We start from the raw sequence: 25,143 nt of genomic DNA, 5'->3' as shown, positions 1-25,143 counted from the left end.
TGCGGCGGTCAACAAGTTCACTTCGGTGTTAATTAAAACTAAAACGTTGTTTTTTCATAGAACTTTTGACACTACCATGGTACCTATGCAAAACGAACATTACCTTAGACTTAGGGAATTTCCCTTAAAAAAGAGTCTTTTTCTATTTAAATCCATTTGGTTATTTGATATAAATAGATAGTACTAATTTAATAGACTCGGGGGAATGAGATGCGCAAGTTTATTAAGATCGCACTAGCAATTGTCGTTCTATTTACACTCTTATTTCAATTTAACATCCAAGCAAGTTCAGCAAGTGAACCTTATGTAACAGTTGAATTACGGAATTATATCGGAAATAAAAATGCTTTACATATTAACCTATCAGGTACATACACAACAGGAAATAGTGCGAATGACCTTTTAATTAAAGGGCTTACGAGCATGACGTTAAAATTGGAAAACGGAAAAGTAGCGGTCTATGACCAAACGAATAAACGTGGAGATGTAACAGGAAACCTTCACCTTATCCCTTCAAATGCAGCCAATACGGTTCAAATTGTCAGTACAACACCTGAAACATCCAGAAGATATCACGGCTCGTTTGAATTTAAGATTGTATCAAGCCAGTATATCCGTCCATATAACACCGTGTTATTGGAAGAATACATAAAAGGGGTTGTCCCGCGAGAAGCGTATGCTAGTTGGGATGAAGAAGCGTTAAAGGCTCAATCCATCGCGGCGAGGACATATGTTGCCAAAGCAGGCTACACGGTAAATGATACTCAAGGGAACCAGGTTTACGGAGGAATAGAGGAAATCGAGAGATATAGGGAAAAAATCTCAAATGTTGTTGAAGCAACTCGGGGAAAGGTATTAAAATACGGCGGTTCCCTTATTGATGCTGTCTATACCTCAAGCAATGGAGGGTACACGGAATCAAATCAAGGGGCTGGTTGGTCTTCCGAACCAGCTGGATATCTGCCTACCAAAGCTGATTCATATGATCCTAAGGAACGCTGGGATATTAAAATCCAGGAAGACCAAATTTCATTACAAGGCTATGATCTGAAAAAGCCTGAAACGTGGTGGAACAGTGTTCAGGAAAAAGATGCGATCGTCAGAAGCAATGTAAAGACTTGGGTTAAACAACAACTAGGTCTTGGCTCTACATCAGATATTAAAATTTTATCGATTGAAGAATTCACCATCGATCCGGCAAGAACAGCCGGCAAACGAATTATAAGCGGTGTTGCCCAGATCACCTATATTCAGAAAAACAGCTCGGGATTTGTGAAGGATGCATCAGGAAATATCAAACAATTGACGTATCAAAATTCTGACCTAACGGCAAATCAAATTCGTGCGATTTTTGGGACAATGAACATGAAGAGTTTGCTCGTTGATACCATTGCATCGCCTACGTCTACAGATATTCAGCGAGTAAGCGGTGCAGAGAGGATTGCAACATCAGTAGAGGTCTCAAGGCAGCTTTACCCAAGCGGCTTCCCTTCAACTCATGCTTACAAAACCGTTTTTATCGCAACAAGCAAACAGTATGCTGATGCTTTATCTGCTGGTCCGCTAGCAAGTCAATTTGGCCATGCGCCGATCCTGCTAACAGATGCAACGAATTTGAGCAGTTCTGTTGTTAAAGAGATTCAAAGATTAAAAGCAACGAAGGTTTATATTATTGGCGGTAAAACAGCCGTATCGGACCAAGTCATGGCACAGATAGATAATATTAGCACCGTAAATCAAGTATCACGTATTAGCGGGTCAACCCGTTATGAAACGAATGCAGCCATTAATAAGATGTTAACAAATGTCCAAGGTCTCTTTGTGGCATCAGGAGAAAACTTTGCTGATGCATTGGCTGGGTCTTCTGTTGCGGCCATCAATAAATATGCGATTGTGTTAACGAAGAAGGATGAATTACCTAAAGTAAGCAAAGACTTTGTTTCTGCACACGCTAGTAAGTCCAGCTTTGTTTTAGGTGGAGGTAATGCAGTCTCAAATACTGTATATAACCAAGTGAGAGGCATCAATCCTGCAACTACAAGATTATCTGGTACTGACCGCTACGAAACATTGGCGAAAATCCTGGAACGATTCAAACAATCCTTCACTGGATCTGAAGTCCTCTATTCAACAGGACTTAACTTCCCGGATGCGTTAACAAGCTCATCATTAGCCGGAGCGAAAAAAGCGCCGCTCATCCTTGTAGGTGCAGAACTAAGCAACACCCTTCAACCTTTCTTAACAGGTTACAAGGATCAAGTTGAAAAAATTTCGGTTCTTGGCGGAACCGGCGCAGTTTCCCAAGCAAAAATCGAGCAATTAAAGGATGCATTAGATGTCATTACTACTCTGCATCTAAGCGGAACTGGTTTCGGCCACGGCGTTGGCATGAGCCAATGGGGTGCCCAAGCCCGTGCAGTCGCTGGACAAAGCTATCAGACTATTTTAGAATTCTATTATCCTGATACAGATTTGGTTACATTATATTAATCTTTTCTAATAAAAAGGCTGCCACATCACGAGAGATGCGGCAGCTTTTTATTTGGTCATTTACTCAAACAATGCTTTAACAGCACTGTCAGGAAGCGCTTTTTGTCCACCAACGATAATATATTCTTCAGCCAAATCACCGTATTGTTGGATGATTGATTTTGTTGAAGCCTTTGGACTGTTAGGGTCTGTTAGGATAACGCCATTATACCATCCTGCTGCCACCGCAGAAGCTGAAAGTGCATCTGGATAGTTTTGACCAGTTGCGATAAATGGATAATCCATATCGAGAAGGCCCGCTTCAGCAAAGAATGAAATAATCTCGCTGTTTGTTTCATAACGGTCCTTTCCGCTAATTCTCTCAGGATACGGCAAATCTGCCATAACACTGTTGGAAATAACACCTGTTCCGCCAACGACTAACGAACCTTCAATTGAATCTTCTGAATCAATATACCTAGCAACCGATGTAGGAAGCACATCTTTCTTTGTTAAAAGAATTGGCGTTTCAATGATTGCGGCAATTGGCGCAATTGAAAGTGCATCAGCAAAGCTTTGTCCCGCTGCAACCACAACCCCATCAGAAACCCCTAATTTCTTTGCGATATTTACTGACGTTTCATAGCGGTCCTTCCCACTAATTCTCGTAACTTGAGTGATTCCTAACTCGTTAAGCTGTTTTACTACATTTTCCGAAATAACAGAAGTTCCGCCAATAAGGTACACTTTACTTACCCCTAAGCGGTCCAATTCATCTGCTACACTAGCAGGCAAAGAGTTTGTTCCTGTCAACAGCAATGGCGCATTATATTTGTATGCCAAAGGTGTTGCACTAAGAGCATCTGGAAAATCGCGGCCCGTTGCAATAACGGCTACCTCTGATGTTTCCCAGCCCAGATATGAATTTGACAGATTTGCCGATGTTGCATAACGATCCGCCCCAGAAATACGGGAAGTAGCAGGCTCCTCTGCTGCAAATGCTTGTCCAAACGGCAGGCCAAGCGTTAACAATAATGATAAAGCAATTGATTTTTTCATAAGATCCCCCTAAAAATATTTATGTAAATCTATTAGATTATACATCCGAGAATGATAAATTGTTAGTCTATTTTACCCATATAATGGTAATTTAGGAGGACAAATTTTTCGACATTTTCCACCAAATGAACTACTAATAAAAAAAGGGACAGGGCTGTCCGAAAAGTCCTTTACATATAAAAAGAATCCATTTAAAAATCGATCGAAATGGATTCTCCAGGATGGATTATAAAAAGTAAAAAACGGCGGAAATAAAGATCCCTGTAATTAACATAATAATCAACCCATAGCCCATGATATCTTTTGCTTTTAAACCCGCAATAGCTAAAGCTGGCAAGGCATAAAACGGTTGAATCATATTTGTCCAAGCATCTCCCCAGGCGACAGCCATTGCTGTTTTGGGCAAGGAAACGCCCAGTGTTTGCGCAGCCTCTAGCATAACAGGTGCCTGAACAGCCCATTGCCCTCCGCCTGAAGGCACGAAAAAGTTCACAAGACCCGCACTCCATAACGTAAACATGTGAAAGGTATTTTCATTCGAAATAGAGATAAACGCATTCGATAAGATCCCAGCCAGTCCTGAAGCAGTTACGATTCCCATTAAACCTGCGTAAAATGGAAACTGAATAATGATTCCGCTTGCACTTTTAACGGAACCTGCAATCGCTTCTAAAAATAGCTTTGGTGTTTTGTGCAAGATGATGCCAATAAAGAGAAAGAGAAAATTAACGATATTAAGATTAATCGCAAATCCGTTCGTCGCGATGTAATAGACTAAAAAAGAAAGACCTAATAAACCAATCAGCAAGGATAGTAGCTTACTATTTTCCAAGCGATCGGCAGGTGTCATTTCCATTGACTCAACTGTGCTCGCTTGCAGATCATCCGCCTCTTCTAAAAGTTTACGATCGATTAAAAAAGCTTGTTCTTTTGGCGGAATCATAAAGCGGTTGATAATCGGCACTAAAATGATTAATCCGATGACAACAATGAGGTTGAATGGTGAAAACAGCGTTTCACTTGTTGGAACAACCCCTATGAGCTTTTCTGTAAAGTGACCCGGTGTAGCAATCGTTAAGACTACGGAAGAAGAAAGTCCCCCGCTCCATATAATAAATCCACTATAAGCGCTTGCAATTAACAAGCGATAGTCGACACCCTCTACCTTTTTCGCTATTTCTTTTGCAAACAACGCTCCAATGATGAGACCAAATCCCCAGTTGATCCAGCAGGCAATGAGAGCGACAAGCGTGACAAGGATAATCGCTTGACCTGGTGACTTTGGCACATTGGCTAAGCTTCCTAATAACTTTTTAAAAAATGGACTACTTGCCATCACATGTCCTGTCACAACGATTAACACCATTTGCATCGAAAACTCCAACAGATTCCAGAAACCGTCTCCCCAATATTCCAGAATTTGAACAGGCGTGCTATCTGTCAAAAAAACAGCCAGACCAATGACAAAAAACGTAAGTACAATGACAAGCAAAAACGGGTCAGGCATATACCTTTGCATCAATTTGTTTGAAAATGAAATCATCGCCTTCAAAGCATTCTCCCCCTATTGTTCGTACGAACATTTTATATCCAACTACTTTATGAGTAAGACTCCTAATCGATAAACATATTAGATATAACCATTATCTTTAACACCGATCTTTAGCAAACACTACGTTGAGGGTCTCTGGTATTCGCAAAGACCAAAGCTACTAATGGTAGCTCATCATGAATTCTTTGACTCGCTTCTCTAAAGATGCACATACTTTATTCGTAAAAATCCTCCTTTTTAATTAAACACATATTAAGATAGCGCTTACAAAATAAAGAGATATAAACGATTGTCTTTAAAGTCATAGAGTGAGACTTATAAGATGGAATAAAAAACTGTTTATCAATCTACTAATTAAAAGTTTACTGTCATATATTCCATAAGTAAAATAAATAAAAAGAATAACATTTATGAAAAATTCGAATAAATAAGTGAAATTGTCACTTTAGGAGGTAATTTGCGCTTATTTTAAGTGCTATTTTGTATAATTACTCATTCGATTCAAAATTAGAAGGCCCTAATATTCAGCAATCACTCCCTATCAAGGAAGAAGTCTTAAGATTAAGTTGTACAACTCGAAAGCCAAAAAAACAGAAGCTGAATAAGATGTAACTTTCAGCTTCTGTTTTTGCATTCACATAATTCTAATACTAATTGGATAAAGATAAGGCTCTTTAGGTTCACTGATTTGTTTCCAATCCGTGATCTTAATAACTGGAAGTGCAGTCCCGTTGTATGTACCAATATCCAATACACCGTTTGCTTCAATCCATGTATCCTTTTTGACTGTTATGGCTTCAGGAAATTCAGATAGAAACCCGATTATGCTTGCGTCTGCTACACAGTGGGTAATTAAGAATCGAGAAAGCACGGCTTGATTCTGATTGAGCCCGTCCTCTTTGTAAACAAATCCTTTTAATTCAATTTGCTTGCCTTTAAATGCTTCAAGATTCATATTGATTTCATCATAATAGGCTGCAAACATTTTATCGTTCATCACAATAGAAGAGCTTTGCGATAAATTTTGTGTTAGTTGATCATATTCTTCCTTGGAGATCGCGTTTTGTTCCAAGTTATTTGGTTCCACGTTTTTGTCAATTACTGTATTTTCTTCCGCTTGCGGTTCATCCTCGTTTTCCGTACTTTTTCCACCAGCTGTTTGTTTTTGGTTGGTTAGAATCGCCATGCCGCCTTTTTTATCTGCAATAGAGGCATCGAGTATCTTGGCAGGGAGCAGGAAACCTGTTAATAAAGGGCAAACAATAATAGAATAAGAAACGAATTTTTTCATCGTAAAAGGGGTATCGCCATGATCGTGATGGTGTTCACAGCTATGTTCCCCATGTTCATGCTCACAATGAGAATGATGATGATTTTCTTTTAATGACCATATTCTTGTCAGCTGGACTAAAAATAACAGCAAGAAAATAACGGCCGCAGACTGGCTTAAACCTTCATATTTAGGATTAATAAATTTTGTCATTTCTCCAGTAACATGAAGCTTAAATATAAATAGTGTAAATGTAAGTAAAATGAGTGCTCTCAGTGCCTGCTGAAAATGAAATGTCATAGATGATCCCCCCTATAGAATGCCTACTCATTTTGAGCGCTGGATAGTCAAATTAATAATCCTTGCTACTCCTTATTTAATGCTCCATCATTTCATGGGCAATGTCATGGCCATCCATTTCTGATGGGTAGTAAGTAGGCCAGTTAGTAACTTCATCCAATAAAGCTTCACGGTCGTCACCCCAATACAGGTGATAGTGACCAGCTTCAGTCGGATAGATACTATGATCGCTAAACTGAATATATTTAGGAAGTCCTTCAGCTTCTTCTTGTATTTTAAATACGTATCTTACCCCTCTATTTCCCGCATCATATGTTAGAATTTCGTACCCCTCGTAGATATACTCCCCAGAATATTCTTCTCCATTTTTGAAGAACGTTACAGTGTCTTCTTGTATCAAAATACGCCCAACATCTGTTTGGTACCCTTCATTATAATATTCCTTATATTCTTCAGCTGTCATGTCACCTTCATGTTCTGCTTTATAAGCAAATACTTCGTCAAGCGTACCATCTTGAAGATATGGGTATACAGACTGCCAGTCTCCTTCCCAATCGGAAAGAGATCGATCCTTCACTTGACTGTCTTCAAAATACCCTTTATAAATTTTTTCTGTTTCTTCATCTTGTGCATGACTATGGTCGTGATCGTGTTCACCCTGCTCTTTTGTCTCAGAAGATCCCTCTGCTGATGGTTCAGATAAAGCTTTTGTTAGTTCCTCTAAGTTATGCTGCATGAGTGTAAAGTAGTCCTCATTATTTTTTATATCTTCTTCTGTTAGAACCGATAAATTGTGTATACGTAAAGCCTCGGCATCGATTTCCTTTCTAACTAAGTCCGCCACTTTAGGTGTTACATTCTGTTCAAAAAATACATGATTCAAACCATGCTTTTCAGCAGTCTCAATGATTGTTTGTACCTTTTTTTGTGAAGGCTCGTTAGTAGTGCTCAAGCCAGACACAGCAATTTGCTCATCCCATAGGTTTTCTCCCAATAGCCATAAGCAGCATGAGATACAATAATTTTATTTTCGGGTAAATTTTCAAGCTGTGCACGGAACTCCTCGTCTAAGTTTTCAAGCCTTCCTTTCAACTCTTCAAAATTTTGGTTAAACACTTCTTCTTGCTCAGGTTTTAATTCAACTAATAAATCTTTTATATGCTCCGCCAACTGAATAGAGCGAATAGGATCCAGCCAAACGTGCGGATCTTGATCCCCATGATTATGTCCAGCATGTTCGTCCTCGTGACTGTCTTCTTCTCCTTCATGGTTATGAACATGCTCTTCCAAGTTAATTCCTTTTGCTGCTTCTAGTATCTTGACGTCTTCCGATTGAATAGATTCGGAGATTTGGATTGCATATGATTCTAAACCTGCTCCATTATAAATAAAAGCATCAGATTCAGCGATTTCTATCATTTCTTTGGTGGTTGGTTCATAAGTATGCGCGTCTAATCCAGGTGGCAGAATAGATTCCACAGAAGCTTGATCACCTGCGATTTGTTCAGCAAAAAACTGAAGAGGATAAACCGTTGTAAATATCTTTAACTCTTCTTCAGATCCTTGTGGTTTTTTTTCACTTTCACTACTGTTTGTTGCTTCTCCTCCACACGCAGCTAACGTAGAAATGACAGTAAATAAACTAAGTACACCTACAATTTTTTTTAACAATTTCACTCCTCCTTTTATTCGGTAATTATTTTATCGTAATTATTACGATTTGCAAATTGTAATAATTACGATTTGCAAATTATAATCATTACTTTTAAATCCTAAAAATCTAGCCGATTCAATAAACCGGCTTAGTGACTTTGAGGACACGTCCGATAAATTTCAAGTTTCGAAACAAAAGATTTTGTCCATTAGAAGGCTGCTATGGAACTTTTCCTCCTCCGAATGTATTGATTTTGTCTTTAACCAAGCAAAAGCCCTCACATGTAACTTAGTGAGAGCTTTTCCCGTTTTTAAAAGGCTAATTGGAGAAAGTCCCCAATTCAATTATGAAGTTGTTACTTGTTGTTTTCCAACTAGCAAAGACTCAATTGCGATTGGCCGTTTCTCCTTCACAGAGCGCCAAACAGCTTCACCTGTCGCAACCGCATAAGCTCCATCCTCGCTTCCAGAGAGGATGCGATACGGTCTTGTCGGGTCTTCTCCAAGGAAGATATCCTCTTGAATAACTGGGTCTCCTCCGCCATGGCCGCCTTCTCTTTTTACCACGTGTATCGTTTCCTTTGCGCCGAATAGAGGGTAGTAGTCGATGGTTTGCTCAGGAACTGGGAATGGTACACGGGATGGGGCATGGTATTCCGTTGTTTCAATCCGCCCCTTTGTTCCATTGATCGCCAGGCGATATCCTTCATATGGCAGTGAAAAGTTAATCGAATAGCTTAATAAAGCGCCTTTGTCATATTTCACTGTTGCTGTGTACGTATCTTCAATTTCAATTTCCGAGTCAAAGATACATTGATCCGGTCGGTAATTTGTATAGCCATTTTTGCGGCGTGCATCGGAATCGATATGATCATCTTTTACATTGGCTGTATTGCTTCTTGTGTTCCATCTCGTATAGTAGGCGCAATCTTGCTTGACTTTGCATGTCACACAATGTCTGCCGTCCTCTTCTCTTGGATTATGTTCACTGTCATTTCCATAGTAATTAAGTGCTCCAAAAGAGAAGACTTCAACTGGCTTTTGGTCAAGCCACCAGTTGATTAAATCAAAGTGATGGGAGCTTTTGTGGATCGAGAGGCCGCCTGATAGCTCCCGATTTCGGTTCCAGCGTTGAAAATAGCTGGAGCCGTGATACGTATCGATATACCAATTCAAATCGACAGATGTGATACGTCCGATTTTTCCTTCCAGTATCAGCTCCTTAATTTTTGTATGGAAAGGACTGTAGCGGTAATTAAAAGTGACGGTAACGCGCCCTTTGCTTCTTGCTTCGGCCTCCATAATTCGTTTCGAATCGGCTGCCGTTGTTGTCATCGGTTTTTCTGTAATCACGTCAAGGTCATGCTCTAACGCTTTGATAATATAGTCAGCATGTGTATCATCTCTTCCAGTAACGATGATCACATCTGGCTTCGTTTCTTCCACTAATTTTTCAAATTCACCCTCTGAATACTCTGGTACATGGTCGATTTGCGGAAACTCCGCCTTGCACACCTTAAATCGCTTTGGATCCTTGTCCAGTAACGCGACTAATTGGCTTGTGTTAGCAAATTTTTTAAGCATTGGGTTAATAAACATGTCATTTGCCCGCTTGCTTACCCCGCATACTGCGTATTTTTTCATCCTGTAATTCCCCCTTAATAATAGAAACGTCGGATTTTGATAGCGCTTTCTACTAGAATCATATCCTATCTTTCTATCCTAAAAAATAAAAATTTCAGATATTAAACTAAACAAAACAGTGTTTTTTAAAGACATATGAAGGACATTTCCGTGTCAGGTTGCTTATGTTGTGTCCTTCACACAATTAAAAGCATCCATCTGCATTAAAAATCTACGCTAAAGAGCTGTTTCTATTAGAGCGTACATCCGCAATGCTTTCAAAACTCTTATATGCGACCCACATATTAAAATACACGAACAAAGTGATCCCAAATAGCGGAATCAAACCTGGTAAATAGATAAGAAAGTAATAGGTGCATAGTGTGCCCACCGCCATGAAAACAACGGTTGCCGGGCGCAAAAAGCCAATCTTTAAAGCATGTGTCATATATTGGAATAGCTTTAAATCATAATGAACATAGACCGGTAAGATGTAAAGCAGAAGAATGAAGTAAACCAACCCAAGCATCATCATCACATAATTGATCATCGTATAGAAGGTGCCTTCAAACTGTCGGAAAAATTGAAGGTCAACATACCAAATAAGACCAATCGCCGCTATGATGAAGCCTAAGCCATTCGCCCGGAAAAATTCTGTTTTATACGTCCTCCAAAATGTTTTAAAAACAGGGAGATCCTCTTCGCCCATTGCCGTTTTTCGCGCCATTGCAAACATGGCAACCGTGCTGGGGACCACGCCCAGAACGATGCCGCCTAAGAGCGTAAAGCCGACCCATAATAAATGGATATAAGCAAAATGGGTGATCCATTTACAAAGACGATAGATGCCAGTTAATAAACGGCTCATTTCCATTTTGTGTTCCTCCTTTTCATTAGTTAGTGAGGAATGTCCCCAGCTTATGCCGATGCCATGTTAGATCATATTCACATATCGGGCGTTTTAAAGTAGTGCTCATAATCGCCCTCTCATATGCTGATACATATGTCAGTTTTCTCTAATAGTTTAGGGTATCCTTTCATCGTGTATACCTTGTATCGCCCTGCGATATGCGCTTCATTTATTGCCCGGGCAATCATAGAGCGCAGGGTAATGGAACCTAAAGCCCAGTGTCATGATCCCGATAGGCAATCAAACTTCCAATAAAACCCAGTAATATTGCCACAAGCTCAAGGTATTCCGCTACAAAATTAATTGAACATGATCCCATGTTTTGTTCAAGATTTCAAGCCGCTTGTGCTGATGCCATCAACGATATAGCGCTGGAAAATAAAGAAAATGATGAACACTGGTAAGAGGCTTAATGTTGACATTGCAAACATTGCCCCCCAGTTGGTCACAGAGTTTGGATCGGAAAATAGTTTTAACGCTAATGAAACCGGGTATTTCTCAGGTGTTGATAAATAAAGCAGCGGTCCCATGAAGTCATCCCAACGCCAGTAGAAAGAGAAAATCGCTGCTGTCATCATCGCCGGTACAACTAATGGGCAGATGATTCGGAAAAAGATGCCAAATGTACTGCAGCCATCAATTTTTGCTGCCTGATCAAGCTCAGTTGGTATCGTTCTGATAAATTGCATGATCAAAAAGATGAAAAATGGTGCTCCAAAAAAGGTCGGCAGGATCAGCGGAAGATACGTATCGACCCAGCCAAATTTATTAAACATAATATATTGCGGAATCATGACCATCTCATATGGAAGCATCATCGTCAGCATCATAAACACAAACCAGAATTTCTTCCCGACAAATTTAATCCGTGCAAAACCAAAGGCAATGATCGTTGAAGAAAGCACACTGCCGATCGTCGAAATCAAGACAATGATAAAGGAATTTTTAAAAAACGTTGTAAACGTGATACCGCCAAAGCCATTCCAGCCTTCCACATAATTTTCAAATTGGAACACATCTGGGATCAGCTTATGGGCATCAACAAAGACGGCTGAGCTTTCTTTAAAGGAGCTCCCTACCATCCAAGCTAACGGATACAGCATCAACAATGTAAAGATGATCATTAACGTGTGCTGGATGATTTTTTTTCGCTTTTTATGTTTCGTCATAAACACCCTCTCCTTTCCTTATTTTTGATCGGCTTCATAATGCACCCAATGATCGGAGCTCTTAAAAATAAGTGCGGTAAAGATTGCAATGATGATCAGCATCACCCATGCCAGTGCTGAGCCATAGCCCATTTCGAAAAATTCAAATGCTCTGCGATACATATAAAGAACAAATAACACCGTGCTGTTCATTGGACCGCCATTCGTAACGATGAAGCTTGGCGTAAAGGCCATAAACCCTTGGATGACCTGCATTACCGTGTTAAAAAGGATGACCGGTGTCAAAAGCGGAATTGTAATTTTGAAAAATTGCTGGATCGGGCGAGCACCATCAACACTTGATGCCTCATAAAAAGTTTTTGGAATATTTCGCAGGCCTGCCAAGAAAATCAGCATCGAGGAGCCGAATTGCCAGCCGTATAACACAATCAACGTCCAAATTGCTGTGTCCGGGTCACCCAGCCATGAATGGGTCGGAAGCCCAAGTGAAGCTAAAATCGAATTAATCGCTCCATCATTGCCAAACAGCTGTCGCCACATAATCGAAATCGCAATGCTACCGCCAACAACAGACGGCAAATACAGCAAAGTTCGATACAAGCCAACCATTTCTACAATTTTATTTAGTGCCAATGCAACTAAAAGGGCAAAAACAAGTCTGATTGGCACTGCGATGCCCGCATAGAAAAAGGTTGTCTTCATCGAAGTCCAAAACATTTTGTCATTCGTAAACATCCGTTCATAGTTTTCAAATCCAATCCATGTCGGTGTCCCAAGCAAGTCATATTTCGTAAATGAAAGATACAATGAATAGAGGATTGGAAACAGTGTTAAGGCAATCAATCCAATGATGAAAGGCGAAATAAACAAATAGCCGGTTACATTTTCGTATTCCGATTTTTTCCCTTTACTCTTGATCACTTGCAGGGCCGGCTTCTTCGGAAGATCTGCAGCAGGTTCCGCTTTTTTCGGTATCATAGTCTCATCTCGCTTTCATTTCAGTTTTTTTCGGATCATTCATTTTGAAGATCAATCTCCGATATGGTTCAGCTTTTAAAAAAGTGGCCCTAAAAAGGACTTAGGACCACGTTCCCGTTATCGGTTTAAAATTTCTGTTGCTTGTTCTCTAAATTGCTTGGCCCCTTCTCTTGGTGATAATTCCCCATAAATCACAAGCTCATCAATCTCTGCTAACTTTTGAAGCACCTCAGCTGCTGCCGGTGGGAAATTGCTGTCGATTGGTGTGCTGTTTTCGGCAACCAAATTGATGTAATCAAATACCTTTTTATCTTCTTCACTCAAGTTTGGCTCCATCGCATCTCTCATTTCCTGCTTAATCGGCACACCGCGGTCCGAACCGCCGATTTCATATACTTTGCTGTTGTTGATAAAGAAATTAATAAACTTTGCTGCTTCCTCCTTATGCTTCGAGCTTTCACTCACAGACCAGAGCATCGCCGGTTTTAAATACATTCCTTGCGCATTTCCTTCACCAGGAAGCAGGGTTAAATCAAGCGGCTTTCCAGCAGCGCTTGTAAGCGCACCTACTTGGTTGGACCAACGGATATCAAAAGCTGCGTCACCATGAACGATTAATTCATCCTCTACTCCTTTGATTTGCTGGATGACATCATAACCTGGTGCTACCCCTTTATCGACCATATCTTTATTCATGGTGAAAAAGTCTTCCAATAATTGATCATCGTCATAGCCTAAGTCTGTTCCGTCCTCATTGAACAGCTTGAAGCCTTTTTCCCGTAAGTAATATTCAAAAATATTGCCAGGCTCCAGCAATCTCGTTCCATATGTGTCGAGTTCCTCATGAACCTTTGTAGAAATGGCGATGAAATCCTCCCATGTCCAGTTTTCATTTGGAAGCTGTGCCCCAGCCTCTTCTAGCATTGCTTTATCATATATCGCTGCAAGCGCATTTGTCCCAGTTGGAATTCCCAATAGTTTTCCATCTTGTGTACCTGATGCCATAATCGTTTCACTGACACCTTCAACATCGATCGTTCCATTTTCAACAAACTCTGTTAAATCAGCTAATAACCCCTTATCAGCATACTGATTTAAGTACTCGCCGAAATTTTGCTGCATAATATCAGGCAAGTTGTTCCCGGAAGCTTGAGCCGCCATCTTTTCAAAATACCCGTCAAACCCGGTAAACTCCGGCTCAATTTTGATATGCGGATTTTCTTTTTCATATAACTTAATGATTTCTAATGTTTGATCATGCCGGCTTTGTGAACCCCACCACGTCATGCGCAGCGTAATCTTATCCCCATCCTCTTCTTTGCCGCTGCTGCTTGATGAAGGTTTGTCTGAACACGCAGACAATACTAAACTCAGAATCAACATCAATACGAGTAACAACTTCTTCCCTTTCATCCCTGTGATTACCCCCTTTGATTTGAAAAGCGCTCCGGTTTTGTTTTGAAAACGCTTTCTATATGTATCATAAAATATCTTTCTTTTCTGAAAAATGAAAATTTCAGTCATTGAGGTGTACAAAACAGTGTTTTTTGACACGGTGGTTGAGCTTGGTTACTTTTGGTGCGGCATGGTCATTTAATTTGGGGTTGGACGGAGCTTGGTCTTTTGGAAGGGAGGATCTTTAAACTTTTGGTTGGAATCTCTCTTCTTTAGTTTGAATCTCTTAAATTTGGACCGGAATCTCAAATCTTTGGATTAAATCTTGTAACTTGACGTGTAATATGAAACATCCGAGCCCACATTTTGGCTGTCCTCGTACTCGTTTGTGAGCTCGAACCCATTTATTTTGCCACCTTTCCTAGGAATCTTGCAACTTTGATTAATAATTTTGCAACTTTCCTTATTTTTCATGCAACTTTTTTAATGATTCTAGCAATTTGAGGCCGGATTCTAGCATTCTCTATAAACAGATTATATCCGAGTGGGCAGCTGATTTTTGTATTCAGTTGGCGTAAAACCTGTATATTTCTTGAACACTTTGCCAAAGTACCTTGGATTTTGGCCAAAGCCGACTGCTTCGGCGATTTCGAGCATTTTTCCTTCATGTGCTTGGGTTTCGATCAGCTCAATGGCTTTTTCTACACGGAGATTGACGAGATAGCTGGAAAATTTCGTGCCCGTTTCCTTTTTGAATAGCTTTCCGATATAGTCTGGATTCATATAAAACACTTCATTGGCGATTTTTGATAGGGTCAGCGTTTCATCGGCAAAATTTCCTTCGACATATTTGATGACATTTTGGATAATTTCACATTGCGATTCCTTTGCCCGGTCATAGTTTTGCTGGGCTATTTCACGGGAGATCGTTTCAATAAACTGTTTGATTTGCTCCAATGTATGAAACTCCTGAAAAAAGATGATCTTTTGAAAAAGGTTGTCTCTTGTTTCTTTTTTCGACTGCCTTAATATTGACATAAAGAGCTCTAGACAATGGGATTTCACGACATTGACTTCAAGTTTTTCCTTCTGGAGCCACTCAAAGAATTGCTGTAAATAATCATTAAGTTCCTCCAGATTTCCGCTTCTTATCGCAAAGATGAGATCCTCGTGATCAAAGAGCTGTACAGGCTCAACCTCCAGCTTTTCCTTAGACATATCTTTGGCTGAAATGATGCTTCCATTCCCTAAATAAAACCGTTGTGTCAAACAATCCAGCGCTTCATGATAAAGTTTTCTCAGCTGACTGATGCTGCCTGCATGACTGATCGCTGTGGTGAAGTCAAGCCTGTAGACATTTGCGAAAAGCTCTTGGACAGGTTTCATCATCTCGATTAGCTCTTGATCTGAGTAGTTCTCACATAGCATGACGATTCGTTCGCCAATCGTTGTGCAAAGGTGAATGATTTGCTGACTTAGCTTCTCGGTGGCAATCTCCTTTAAGGCAAAAATCGTTTCAAAGTCATGCTCACCATCAATCTCCAAGACAAGTAATTTAAACTGCTCACTTGTTGTTCTGATTTCAAAGAGCTGACTAAAATATTCCCAATCGGGAACCCCGTATTTCTTATCTGTTATAAACTCCTTTAAAAATTGCTCCTTTGCTATCGGTAAGACGTTTTGCAGCTTTGTTTTCATCCCGGCAACGAATTGATCCTTCTGTTTTTGTTCCTCCAACTCTTCGATAATCTGCTTGAGTGCTTCTTCGATTTTCACCTCATTGCTCGGCTTCAGTAAATAATGCTTCACACCGTATTGCATCGCAGTCTTGGCAAAATCAAATTCGTTATAGCCTGAGAGAATAATATATTTGATCGCCGGAAAAAGCGGATGAATCCTTTTAATCATTTCCACTCCATTAAGATTAGGCATTTTGATATCGGTTATCACAATATCCGGCGGATTCTTCATGATGAAATCAACGGCAAGTTGTCCATTGCGGCATTGTCCGATCAATCTTGTCCCGCAGCCTTGCCAATCAACAAGCGATGAAATTCCTTCCAAAATGCTTCGTTCATCATCAACTAACAACACGTTATACATCACATTCACCCCGTCTTATATGGTATTGTGATCGTTACCCTTGTCCCGTTTCCTCTCTCACTTTCTAGTTGAAGACCATATGCCTCACCGAACATTAACTTCATTCGTTCATTTATGTTTCGTAAACCAATCCCCGTTCCTTTTGGCTTTATTTCCCCTTTAAAAATGGCCTTTATCGTTGCATCATCCATCCCAGGGCCATTATCCTCGATCACGATTTGCAATGTTTCGTCATCATGTGTAAAAATCGCAACGGCAATCTTGCATTCTGAATCAATTTCTTCGAGGACATGCTGGATAGCGTTTTCGACAATCGGCTGTATCGATAGCTTTGGAATGTAAACATGTTCAATTTCAGCCGGGCACTCTAGTGTAAAATGCAGGCGGTCATGATAGCGGTAGTGTTGAATCGTAATATAATCCTGTACAATTTGCAATTCATCCTTGATTGTAATGAGCGGCTCCTTTTTGCTGATGATGTTACGCAGCATATTGGCTAATGCTTCCGTCATTGTTGAAATTTTTTGCTGCTTGTTGATTCTGGCAGCCCAGTTGATGGAATCTAGTGTATTGTATAAAAAGTGAGGATTCATTTGTGATTGCAAGGCTTTGTATTCCGTTTCTTTGATGACTAATTGCTTTTGGTAGTTTTCTTTTATTAACTCATTGATTTGATCCATCATGCTTTGAAAATCCCTATGCAGCTGACCGACTTCTTGATTCGAATACGCTACCTCCTTAAAAGCAGAATGTTCAAATCCCTCTGTTTGCACCTGCTTCATTTTTTCGGTTAAATCCTCAAGAGGCTTGGAAATCGTTGCTGCTGCTCTTCTGCTTAGAATAATCGTTAACGCCAGCATAAATAAAAAGCATAAAGCCATTAATAGCTTAATAATTTTCGTATCTCCCATTATATTGTCAAACGGAATAATATTAAAATAGGTTAAATTCGACGTTTTTGAGGTTTGATAGACGACCATGTATTCCTTCCCATCAATCTGCCTGAAGTCGTAACCGCTTCCACTTTCTACTTTTGGAATCTCATCAAGTTTATTGAAATCACTCATATATAAGACGTCACCGTCTTTTTCAATGACAAAATGATTATCAGATGGAAAGTTTAAGCTTTCTTGAATCAGTTTATTCATATCAATGGTAATGATTAAGGTTCCAAGTGTGCCTAATTCTACATTTTCTTTTTTTCTAATCAATCGTGCAGCCATTAACCGATTTTCATCTTCCATGGCAGTCAAGACATTTGCTCCCTGCGCGGCTACCGCTATAGGCAGGACCTTTTCAGCATCGTTCTCAACCTTTGTATTAAAACCGGCCGTAAACTTTTCACCATCCTGGTCAATGATCTGAATAGAAGCGATGTATTTTTCTTGGGTTGCATAATTGACGAGTGTATTTAATAGCTTGGATTTGGTGACATAGTTTTCGTATTTTAACTGATACTTATTAACTTGCTCCAAAGAATCCTGTACCACATTATCGGTGCTGATTTGTAATGATAACTTCTCCATCCTCGTCAGTTCCTTATCTAAGACAGTTGAGGAAACCTGGATAATGTTTGCCGACTCTTCATAAATTTTCTTTATGTACATATTCGAGAAAAAATTAAAAATGATAATGCCAATCAAGCAGAAGACTAATAATAGCAATAACGAAATGGAGAAGATTTGATCCTTGATTTTGAAGTTATCGTAGAAAGGTTTTATCTGCATGTTATCTAACCCCTTATTGAAAATTGGAAGGAGAGGCATGTCTCCTCTCCCCAATCGTTGTCATCCTCTTGGCAGGAGCCCTGCACCGATAAGCCCTGCTTTTTGATCAAGTAAGGCCGGTCTTAAGATGAAGGAATCTCTTAAGCTTGGATACAAATATTGCTTTGTTTTTTCAATTAATGGCTTAAGGATGAGATCTTTTGATTTCATGACACCTCCGCCGATTACCAGCACTTCCGGGTTTACGGTATGAACGATGTTCGCCAAGCCGATTGCAAGGTAGTTGATTGCTTCGTCCAAAATAGCCTGAGCTTCCTTGTTGCCCTGCTCTGCCAGGTGGAAGACACCTTGGGCGCCGTTTGTGATGCCTAAACGCTCCTGTCCGATTCTGCCAATGGCTGTGCCGCTTGCCAGCCCTTCTAAAGCTCCTTTATTTAAGCCTGCGCCCTGGTAGGCATTCGGGTCCGGATTGACAATCATATTGCCGATTTCCCCGCAATTGCCCTGGGCACCTGAGACAAGCTGCCCACCGATGACGTAGCCGCCGCCAATGCCGGTGCTCACCGTAATGAAGAAGACGCTGCTTGCTCCTTTTCCAGCACCAAGCGTTGCCTCCGCAAGAGCTGCTGCATTTGCGTCGTTTTCAAGCTTGACAGGCAGGCCGGTTTTCTCTTCCAGGATTTTGACTAGCGGGACATTCACCCAGCCTGGCAGGTTTGGCGGTTCAATGATGATCCCTTCATGCGGGTTGAGCGGTCCTGGAGAGCCGATGCCCACTGCTTTTATGTCGTACTGCGCTTGTAACTTGTCGATGACCTCAGCCATATTGTTTATTGCATACTCCGGCCCCTTTTCCGCCTCCGTTGGGCGGCTATGCTCCTCTATAATTTCTCCCTGTTCATTAAAAAGGCCGATGCGCAAGTTTGTGCCGCCTAGGTCGATTCCGATTGTGTACATGGTCTAATTCCTCCTTAGGGCTTCCCAAATCCAATTTCTATCATCTAGTTTATCAGGATCACAGAATATTGAAAGCGTTTTTTATTTTTTAGCGAGCTATACCCAAAACTGGTAGATTCATGAAATAATTGTAAAAATACTACTGTTAATCGATTTCTATTGGTCTCTTTTCATATTTTTCTAAAAAATCGGCTAAAACTAAATGCAATCCGTCAGATTTATTGATCTTCACAACATTCATCTAAACGTTTACAAATGAAATGATCAATCTCTATATAAATATTAGAAACTTTTCTTTTATCTTGCAAACTATAAAAGACCTAGAAAAAATAAGTAAAAAACAAAATGAGAAAAGAGTTTTTAGCTCTTTTCCCATTTTGTCAATAGCCCCGATTGAAGATCCTTTTGTCATGCTTTTTGAACAATCACACCCAATCGAACAAGAAGAAAAATGTAAAACTACTGCAAAAATAACTTCTCAGTTACCGCATACTTTTAAAAATTTCACTTTTTTTATTATAAATGATTTGCTCGTTTTTTATTTCCAATATAAAGTACGACTCCGCCAAAACCTAGGATAATGAATCCCAGTAGTAAAAGATTATGCACCGATGTAGCAGTTGCTGGAAGCTCATTTTTTTCCATGACTTTATCCGGCTGTTGGGTATTTTTATCCGAATCAACCTGTTTATTCCCATCGGATGAATTAGGATCATTTTCCGTCTTTTCACTGTCAATTTCTGATTCCTTATCTGTTCCTGATCCCTTGTTATCTGAATCCTTATCCTTGTCGTCTGTTCCTGATTCCTTGTCATCTGAATCCTTATCTTGCTTATCATCTTTATCAGGCGTTGTGACAGGAGCTGTTTTGTCCATGTTAACTTCAAAACTTTTATATGCTTCAACATTACCTGCGTTATCAATACTTCTATAATCAACAAGGTTCTTACCTTTAACAAAGGAGTTAATAGGTTCAGTATATTCCGTCCATTCACCGTCATTCATTCTGTATTCTGTTTTTGCTACTCCAGAATGTTTATCAGAAGCTGATAATGTTATGGAAACATCTTTATTTGTTTTATTTTTTAGAACATTGCTTGCTGCTGTAACAGGTGCCGTCTTATCTATTTTAACTGCTTCACTTTTCAATTCTTCTTCATTTCCATGATTATCGACACTCTTATATTCAATCGTATGAATACCTTCGTTTTGTAATTCGAATTCATAAATTTTATTGTCCCAACTACCGTTATTTATAGAATATAATGTTTTAAAAACTCCTGCTTTATCATCAGTAGCATTTACTGAAACATAGACATCACTAGAGTACCATCCATTAACCATTGGTGAAGGAGATTGTAGTTCTAATTTTGTTACAGGGCTATTTTTATCGGAATAGCCTATAGTAATATTGTAATTGCTTAAATCTAAGTATTCGATAGTATATTCTTTATACTTATGTACTCCAGTACTATCCTTAATGTCGTCATCTTTATCAAAAATATAATGTAACTTATTGTAACTATTTCCTTGGTTATCAGTTGCGACAATAGTACTTATTTTCCATTCACCTTCAGCATCCTCCTGACTAACGTTGAAGGTACCCTCATATTTTTTGCTTGTAGAGTTATAGTTCAGGAGAATAGATTTACCGCTACCTTTACCAAAAATGTGGTTTGGATAATTATAATAAACACCTACACTTTTTATCCCTGTTAAATCATCTGTCACATTAGCCGATATCTTAACTTTATCACCAACCTTAGCTTCTTTAGACGAAACTGTAAAACTATTTATTGTCGGTGGTGTAACGTCTAGACTGGTCCCGTATACTGTGATAGTAGCGTTATTTAAATCTCGAAATTCGATAGGATATTCTTTATTAATTTCATTATATCCTTTGTTATGAAAAAGATAATTATTATCTTGATTATCATTTACACTAATAATACCTACTTTCCAATAACCATCAGAATCATCCTTTTTAACGTTGAAAGTACCCTCATATTTTCTGGTTGTAGAGTTATAGTTAAGAGTAATTTCTTTATTACCAGAATAGCTTGTATTTGCATAACGAACACTTACATTTTTAACCCCTGTTACATCATTTGTCACATCAGCCGAAATCTTTACTTTCTCACCAACTGTAGCCTCTTTAGCAGATACTGTAAAACTATTTAATGATGGTCGTGCATTCTCCTCTAGTGCAAAGCTTGTTGTTGCTGGAGATAATAAGGATAAAATCAACAATAAAACCGTTATTTGTGCAATAAAACGTTTCTTCCAAACTATCATAAAACCGTCTCATCTCCTCTACTTTATTATTTCAGAAGTTACTTCTTATCAAATGAAACTTCTCCACCCTCCCTATTTATAATTTAAACCCAATTAAATATAATGAATTTTATTTTTTTTCAAAAGATTCAAATTGCATATGTTTACTAAGACTATATTACCAATTAATACCACCAAACCATTGTAAGTTTATTAATAATTCATGGTTTAGCAGCTGATAAAATATTTGAATAGTCATAGACTCTCCCCTTTTAAGTTAAATTGATACGTACGTATAAAAAGGCATCAGATACAAGGTTACTATCTATCATTCAGTCATGATTCTTAATGGCCCTTTCGTTGAAGAAAATCCGGAAACGTTGAATGAATACTCTACATAATCACAACTATCAAAAGTAAGCAAAATGGCCAAATCCTTATATCAAGGATTTGGCTCTTGTCCGTTTTTTAACAATTATGCAGAATTTTAACATCGTTGATTTATCAATGTTTTTGGCATCTCAAAAAGCCTGGAAACTAGAACTAAAAATAATAGAAAAAAGAGATATTAACATAAATTATTGTCAATACTGTTTCTATAGCTGGGAGACGGGAATATAAAACGTCTCTAACAATAATCATTGAAATAAAAGAGGGATTTTGTTATGAAACCAAATTTTGACATAACGAGTAAGGGGCTTTGGTATCCAATTACTCTAAGTCTGATTCTACTCGTCTTTATTTTGTTCATGCCGAAGAGAGTAAGCAAACAAGAAATCTATACTACGTTTGGGGTGATTGGCTACATCGTGTGGACAGTGGATATGACATTAGGTGATCCGCTTGACTTTTTTAATGTAGGAAGCGGTAAGGTAACAGCCGTGCCGGAACTGTTTCTGTATGGCATGATTCCGGGTTTGATCGCTATAATTTTTGTTAATTTTTATAATGAAGCTCATAAATGGACTTCTATTATTGGCTTTACACTAGGCTCGTATTTATTGAATTGGTTTGCCGTACAGGTTGGTATCATGAAACTTAATAACTGGCAAACCTGGTATTCGATTCCGATCTTTTTTGTTGTCTATGCCTTTTTTCTTCCATGGCATATACGATTTATTAAAAAACAAAAGGAGGTGTGATCATCTCCTTTTTAAGAAAAAAGAATCTTCAATCGAAGATTCTTTTCTCTATGTTATTTGAAACGATGTGTAAACCTTTACAAATTGCGTTCCAGATTTTCTTTCAAATCAACTCGTTTTGACCTTTCTTTCATTTCCAGCGTTTTTATACTTCACTTTATTTTTATATCCAACTGGATTGTTCCCCCATAATTGCATCGATTTCCAGCCTGTTAACTGCTCAACCACTGTACGAGTTTTGCTGTCCATTTTATTCAATGAACCGCCAGCTTTAAGTCGGTTGATTTCATTTAATAAAATCGTATGGGATTCCTTTGTTAATTTGTATCGATAAGAGATGATTAAGCCTCCAATAAGGAAGAGCAATGTTCCAATTGTAAGAATGGCCATAATAGCATTTAGTGCCGATTGTGTTTGTGCCGTTTCTCCTGACACAAAACCTGCTTTTTCTAATATGACACCAACAAGAAAGATTGCAAGTGCTTGCGACGCTTTGCGGATAAACGTCATCATGCCGGCAAACACCCCTTCTCTTCTTTGCCCAGTAAGGACTTCATCAATATCCGGTATAAAGGAATAGTTATTCCACGGGATGTAATTCAAGCCTCCACGACCAAGTCCTGCGACACCAATCAAAATAAATAACATCACCATTAAATTAGAAGGATTCGCGTAATAGACTGTTAAATAACCAACGACTCCTGACATAAAGAGCAAAATGGCCACCCGGTATGCCGGGGCAGGATTTAACTTGATTGTGATCGACATCGCTAACCATACACCAAGTATTTGCAATAAATACATGACCGTCATCAAGTTGGAGGCAACAATGGCATCTTGTGCCAGCGAAAAAATAATAAAATACGTAAACACGGCATTAAAGATATCCTGACTTAAATAGGCACCTAAATACATCCCTAAGTGCTGTCTAAAGGTTCTGACTCTCAATGTCGATAATAAATCGATATAAACCTTTTTTACGTTTTCAAGGAATGGAAGCTTTTCCTCATCTCCCTCTTCACGAAGGATATCTTCTAAAGGTCTCTCCCAAGTAAATTTATACACAAAAGTTAATACACAAATAAAGATAACGGTAAAGATTCCGCCAGTGTAAAGAAATGTTGCTGGATCATCTTTGCCAAGCGCCTCTACTAATCTACCAGGGATAAAGGCTGCAAAAACGGCCGATAGCTGAGCAGTAAACATGCGAGCACCAGTGAATCTTGAGCGTTTCTTATAATCTGATGTCATCTCTGCTGCTAAAGTTTCATAAGGGATTAACACCATTGTATAAACAATTTCAAATACGATATACGTTAATAAATAATACCAATAGCTCATGCCGCTGACCCAAATAAAGGTATAACTAATCACTAAAGGAATTGAAATTAATAAGAAAAACCTTCTTCTGCCAAATTTTCTGCCCAATTTGGTTTTATGAAAATTATCGGTTATGTACCCCATTACCGGTGCTGCAATGGCATCGACAAAACGGGCGATCGCAAAAATCGAACCTGCTTGTACAGGTGTCAACCCACAAAAGGTCGTATAAAAATATAACAACCAAGCTGCTGTTAACGCAAAAGCACCCGCACCTAAGAAATCAGTAGAACCGTATGCAACATAATTTACTAATGATATTTTTCTATCCTTCATTTCCATAACCTCCTCATTCCATGTTAAAAACGTTTTCAAAAAGAGATACATTCTCCGATTTTTCTTTTTGTTATGTCATAATGGATTTTTGTTCGTAAAAATTTTATTTGACGATAAGGTATCGATTCCACAATTTAACCGCTAACATTAACCGCTTTCAAATAAGTGTGTTAGTATATGTATTAGGAATTTTTTATACTATCAGAAAGAATAGGATTTTATGGATGATAGTATAAGAAAAACTAAGGCTTTCGCCATTAGGTCTTGGCGATAAGCCAAGTTTTTCTAATAAGTCTTGTTTTTCCATCTATGAAGCTACAATCCTGTTGTTCCACATTACTTTGTATCACATACTCTATCATTTGAAAAGCCTTTCAATTTTTATTAGCAGACGCCATTTAAGAATATACTGTTCCGTTTAGAGCATAAATGCATAACGTTTGTATTTTTCTGTTTAAATCCCATTATGTTTGTTTATTTCCCTTTTTTGTTTTTGATTATACTTACATTAGCGCTTTAGGTCAATAATTTCTATCAAATTTTTTATAAACATTAAGGTGTAGACATTGTTAGCTACAATTAGAAACGAAAGTGAACAAAAATGAACAAATAAAATCCAATAAAAAAAGAGTTGCCTCAACAACCCTCATACTCTATCAAGCTATCATGGTTCAGATCCAATTAAAGAAGAAATATACAAGTTTATGTTGTATTTAGTGTAAACACCTACATTCAGGCTTATTTCCTAGGCAAATGTCCATAACTATCCATTCCTTTTGCATATAGTGTAATTGTGTAGAAAAGAAAACAGCATTAATTTTTAACTTATTACTCAACTTTCGCAGAGTGAGATCGGCAAATAAGCCTTGATATAACTAGGAAGGCCAGCGATCCACCTCTCGAGTT

16 protein-coding genes and 1 pseudogene are annotated in these 25,143 nt (G+C 38.8%); 2 read left to right on the top strand and 15 right to left on the bottom strand.

The window, feature by feature from the left end; genetic code table 11:
• Window positions 1-210: 210 nt before the first annotated feature.
• A complete protein-coding gene (locus tag Q1B07_RS21995) occupies window positions 211-2,490 on the top strand; it encodes a SpoIID/LytB domain-containing protein (protein WP_299094047.1) in 2,280 nt (759 codons plus the stop codon).
• Between the two features lie 60 nt (window positions 2,491-2,550).
• Here Q1B07_RS21995 and Q1B07_RS21990 read toward each other — a convergent pair whose 3' ends face one another.
• From Q1B07_RS21990 to Q1B07_RS21925, 14 genes and pseudogenes are all read right to left on the bottom strand, one after another.
• On the bottom strand, window positions 2,551-3,528 hold the full coding sequence (locus Q1B07_RS21990) for a cell wall-binding repeat-containing protein (protein ID WP_299094046.1): 978 nt from the start codon (window positions 3,526-3,528) through the stop codon (window positions 2,551-2,553).
• A gap of 226 nt (window positions 3,529-3,754) precedes the next feature.
• Entirely contained in the window at window positions 3,755-5,080 is a 1,326-nt protein-coding gene (locus Q1B07_RS21985; RefSeq protein ID WP_299094044.1) for a short-chain fatty acid transporter, read from the bottom strand.
• Window positions 5,081-5,714: 634 nt separating this feature from the next.
• Window positions 5,715-6,650, bottom strand: coding sequence for a TIGR03943 family protein (locus tag Q1B07_RS21980; protein WP_299094042.1), 936 nt, complete (start codon window positions 6,648-6,650; stop codon window positions 5,715-5,717).
• A gap of 76 nt (window positions 6,651-6,726) precedes the next feature.
• Window positions 6,727-7,386: a metal-binding protein ZinT gene (locus tag Q1B07_RS21975; RefSeq protein ID WP_299094049.1), complete on the bottom strand. Its 660-nt coding sequence runs from the start codon at window positions 7,384-7,386 to the stop codon at window positions 6,727-6,729.
• Between the two features lie 27 nt (window positions 7,387-7,413).
• Window positions 7,414-8,327, bottom strand: a pseudogene (locus Q1B07_RS21970) (zinc ABC transporter substrate-binding protein); the annotation flags it as partial.
• Between the two features lie 321 nt (window positions 8,328-8,648).
• Complete coding sequence (locus Q1B07_RS21965; RefSeq protein WP_299094041.1) at window positions 8,649-9,947, bottom strand: Gfo/Idh/MocA family oxidoreductase; 1,299 nt, start codon at window positions 9,945-9,947, stop codon at window positions 8,649-8,651.
• A gap of 211 nt (window positions 9,948-10,158) precedes the next feature.
• Window positions 10,159-10,800 carry a YesL family protein gene (locus tag Q1B07_RS21960; RefSeq protein WP_299094040.1) on the bottom strand — a complete coding sequence of 214 codons (642 nt, stop codon included), beginning with the start codon at window positions 10,798-10,800 and terminating at the stop codon, window positions 10,159-10,161.
• A 362-nt stretch (window positions 10,801-11,162) separates the two neighbouring features.
• Complete coding sequence (locus Q1B07_RS21955) at window positions 11,163-12,005, bottom strand: carbohydrate ABC transporter permease (protein WP_299094039.1); 843 nt, start codon at window positions 12,003-12,005, stop codon at window positions 11,163-11,165.
• Window positions 12,006-12,023: 18 nt separating this feature from the next.
• A complete protein-coding gene (locus Q1B07_RS21950) occupies window positions 12,024-12,983 on the bottom strand; it encodes a carbohydrate ABC transporter permease (protein ID WP_299094037.1) in 960 nt (319 codons plus the stop codon).
• Window positions 12,984-13,100: 117 nt separating this feature from the next.
• Window positions 13,101-14,396 carry a sugar ABC transporter substrate-binding protein gene (locus Q1B07_RS21945; protein WP_299094035.1) on the bottom strand — a complete coding sequence of 432 codons (1,296 nt, stop codon included), beginning with the start codon at window positions 14,394-14,396 and terminating at the stop codon, window positions 13,101-13,103.
• Between the two features lie 516 nt (window positions 14,397-14,912).
• The gene (locus Q1B07_RS21940) at window positions 14,913-16,481 is read right to left on the bottom strand and encodes a response regulator transcription factor (protein ID WP_299094034.1); all 1,569 of its coding nucleotides are present in this window, start codon (window positions 16,479-16,481) and stop codon (window positions 14,913-14,915) included.
• Window positions 16,482-16,486: 5 nt separating this feature from the next.
• Window positions 16,487-18,208 (bottom strand): sensor histidine kinase, encoded by a 1,722-nt coding sequence (locus Q1B07_RS21935; protein ID WP_299094033.1) that lies wholly within the window; start codon window positions 18,206-18,208, stop codon window positions 16,487-16,489.
• Between the two features lie 60 nt (window positions 18,209-18,268).
• Window positions 18,269-19,165 carry an ROK family protein gene (locus tag Q1B07_RS21930; protein WP_299094032.1) on the bottom strand — a complete coding sequence of 299 codons (897 nt, stop codon included), beginning with the start codon at window positions 19,163-19,165 and terminating at the stop codon, window positions 18,269-18,271.
• 516 nt (window positions 19,166-19,681) lie between these two features.
• The gene (locus Q1B07_RS21925; RefSeq protein ID WP_299094031.1) at window positions 19,682-21,460 is read right to left on the bottom strand and encodes a hypothetical protein; all 1,779 of its coding nucleotides are present in this window, start codon (window positions 21,458-21,460) and stop codon (window positions 19,682-19,684) included.
• Window positions 21,461-22,104: 644 nt separating this feature from the next.
• Here Q1B07_RS21925 and Q1B07_RS21920 point away from each other — a divergent pair.
• A complete protein-coding gene (locus Q1B07_RS21920; RefSeq protein ID WP_299094030.1) occupies window positions 22,105-22,581 on the top strand; it encodes a hypothetical protein in 477 nt (158 codons plus the stop codon).
• Window positions 22,582-22,689: 108 nt separating this feature from the next.
• On the opposite strand, the gene Q1B07_RS21915 is transcribed toward Q1B07_RS21920, so the two are convergent.
• Window positions 22,690-24,237 carry an MFS transporter gene (locus Q1B07_RS21915; protein WP_299094028.1) on the bottom strand — a complete coding sequence of 516 codons (1,548 nt, stop codon included), beginning with the start codon at window positions 24,235-24,237 and terminating at the stop codon, window positions 22,690-22,692.
• Window positions 24,238-25,143 lie beyond the last annotated feature (906 nt).

Source organism: uncultured Metabacillus sp. (assembly GCF_947503125.1).
GTDB lineage: Bacteria > Bacillota > Bacilli > Bacillales > Bacillaceae > Metabacillus.
This window is presented reverse-complemented; position numbering and strand designations above follow the sequence as displayed.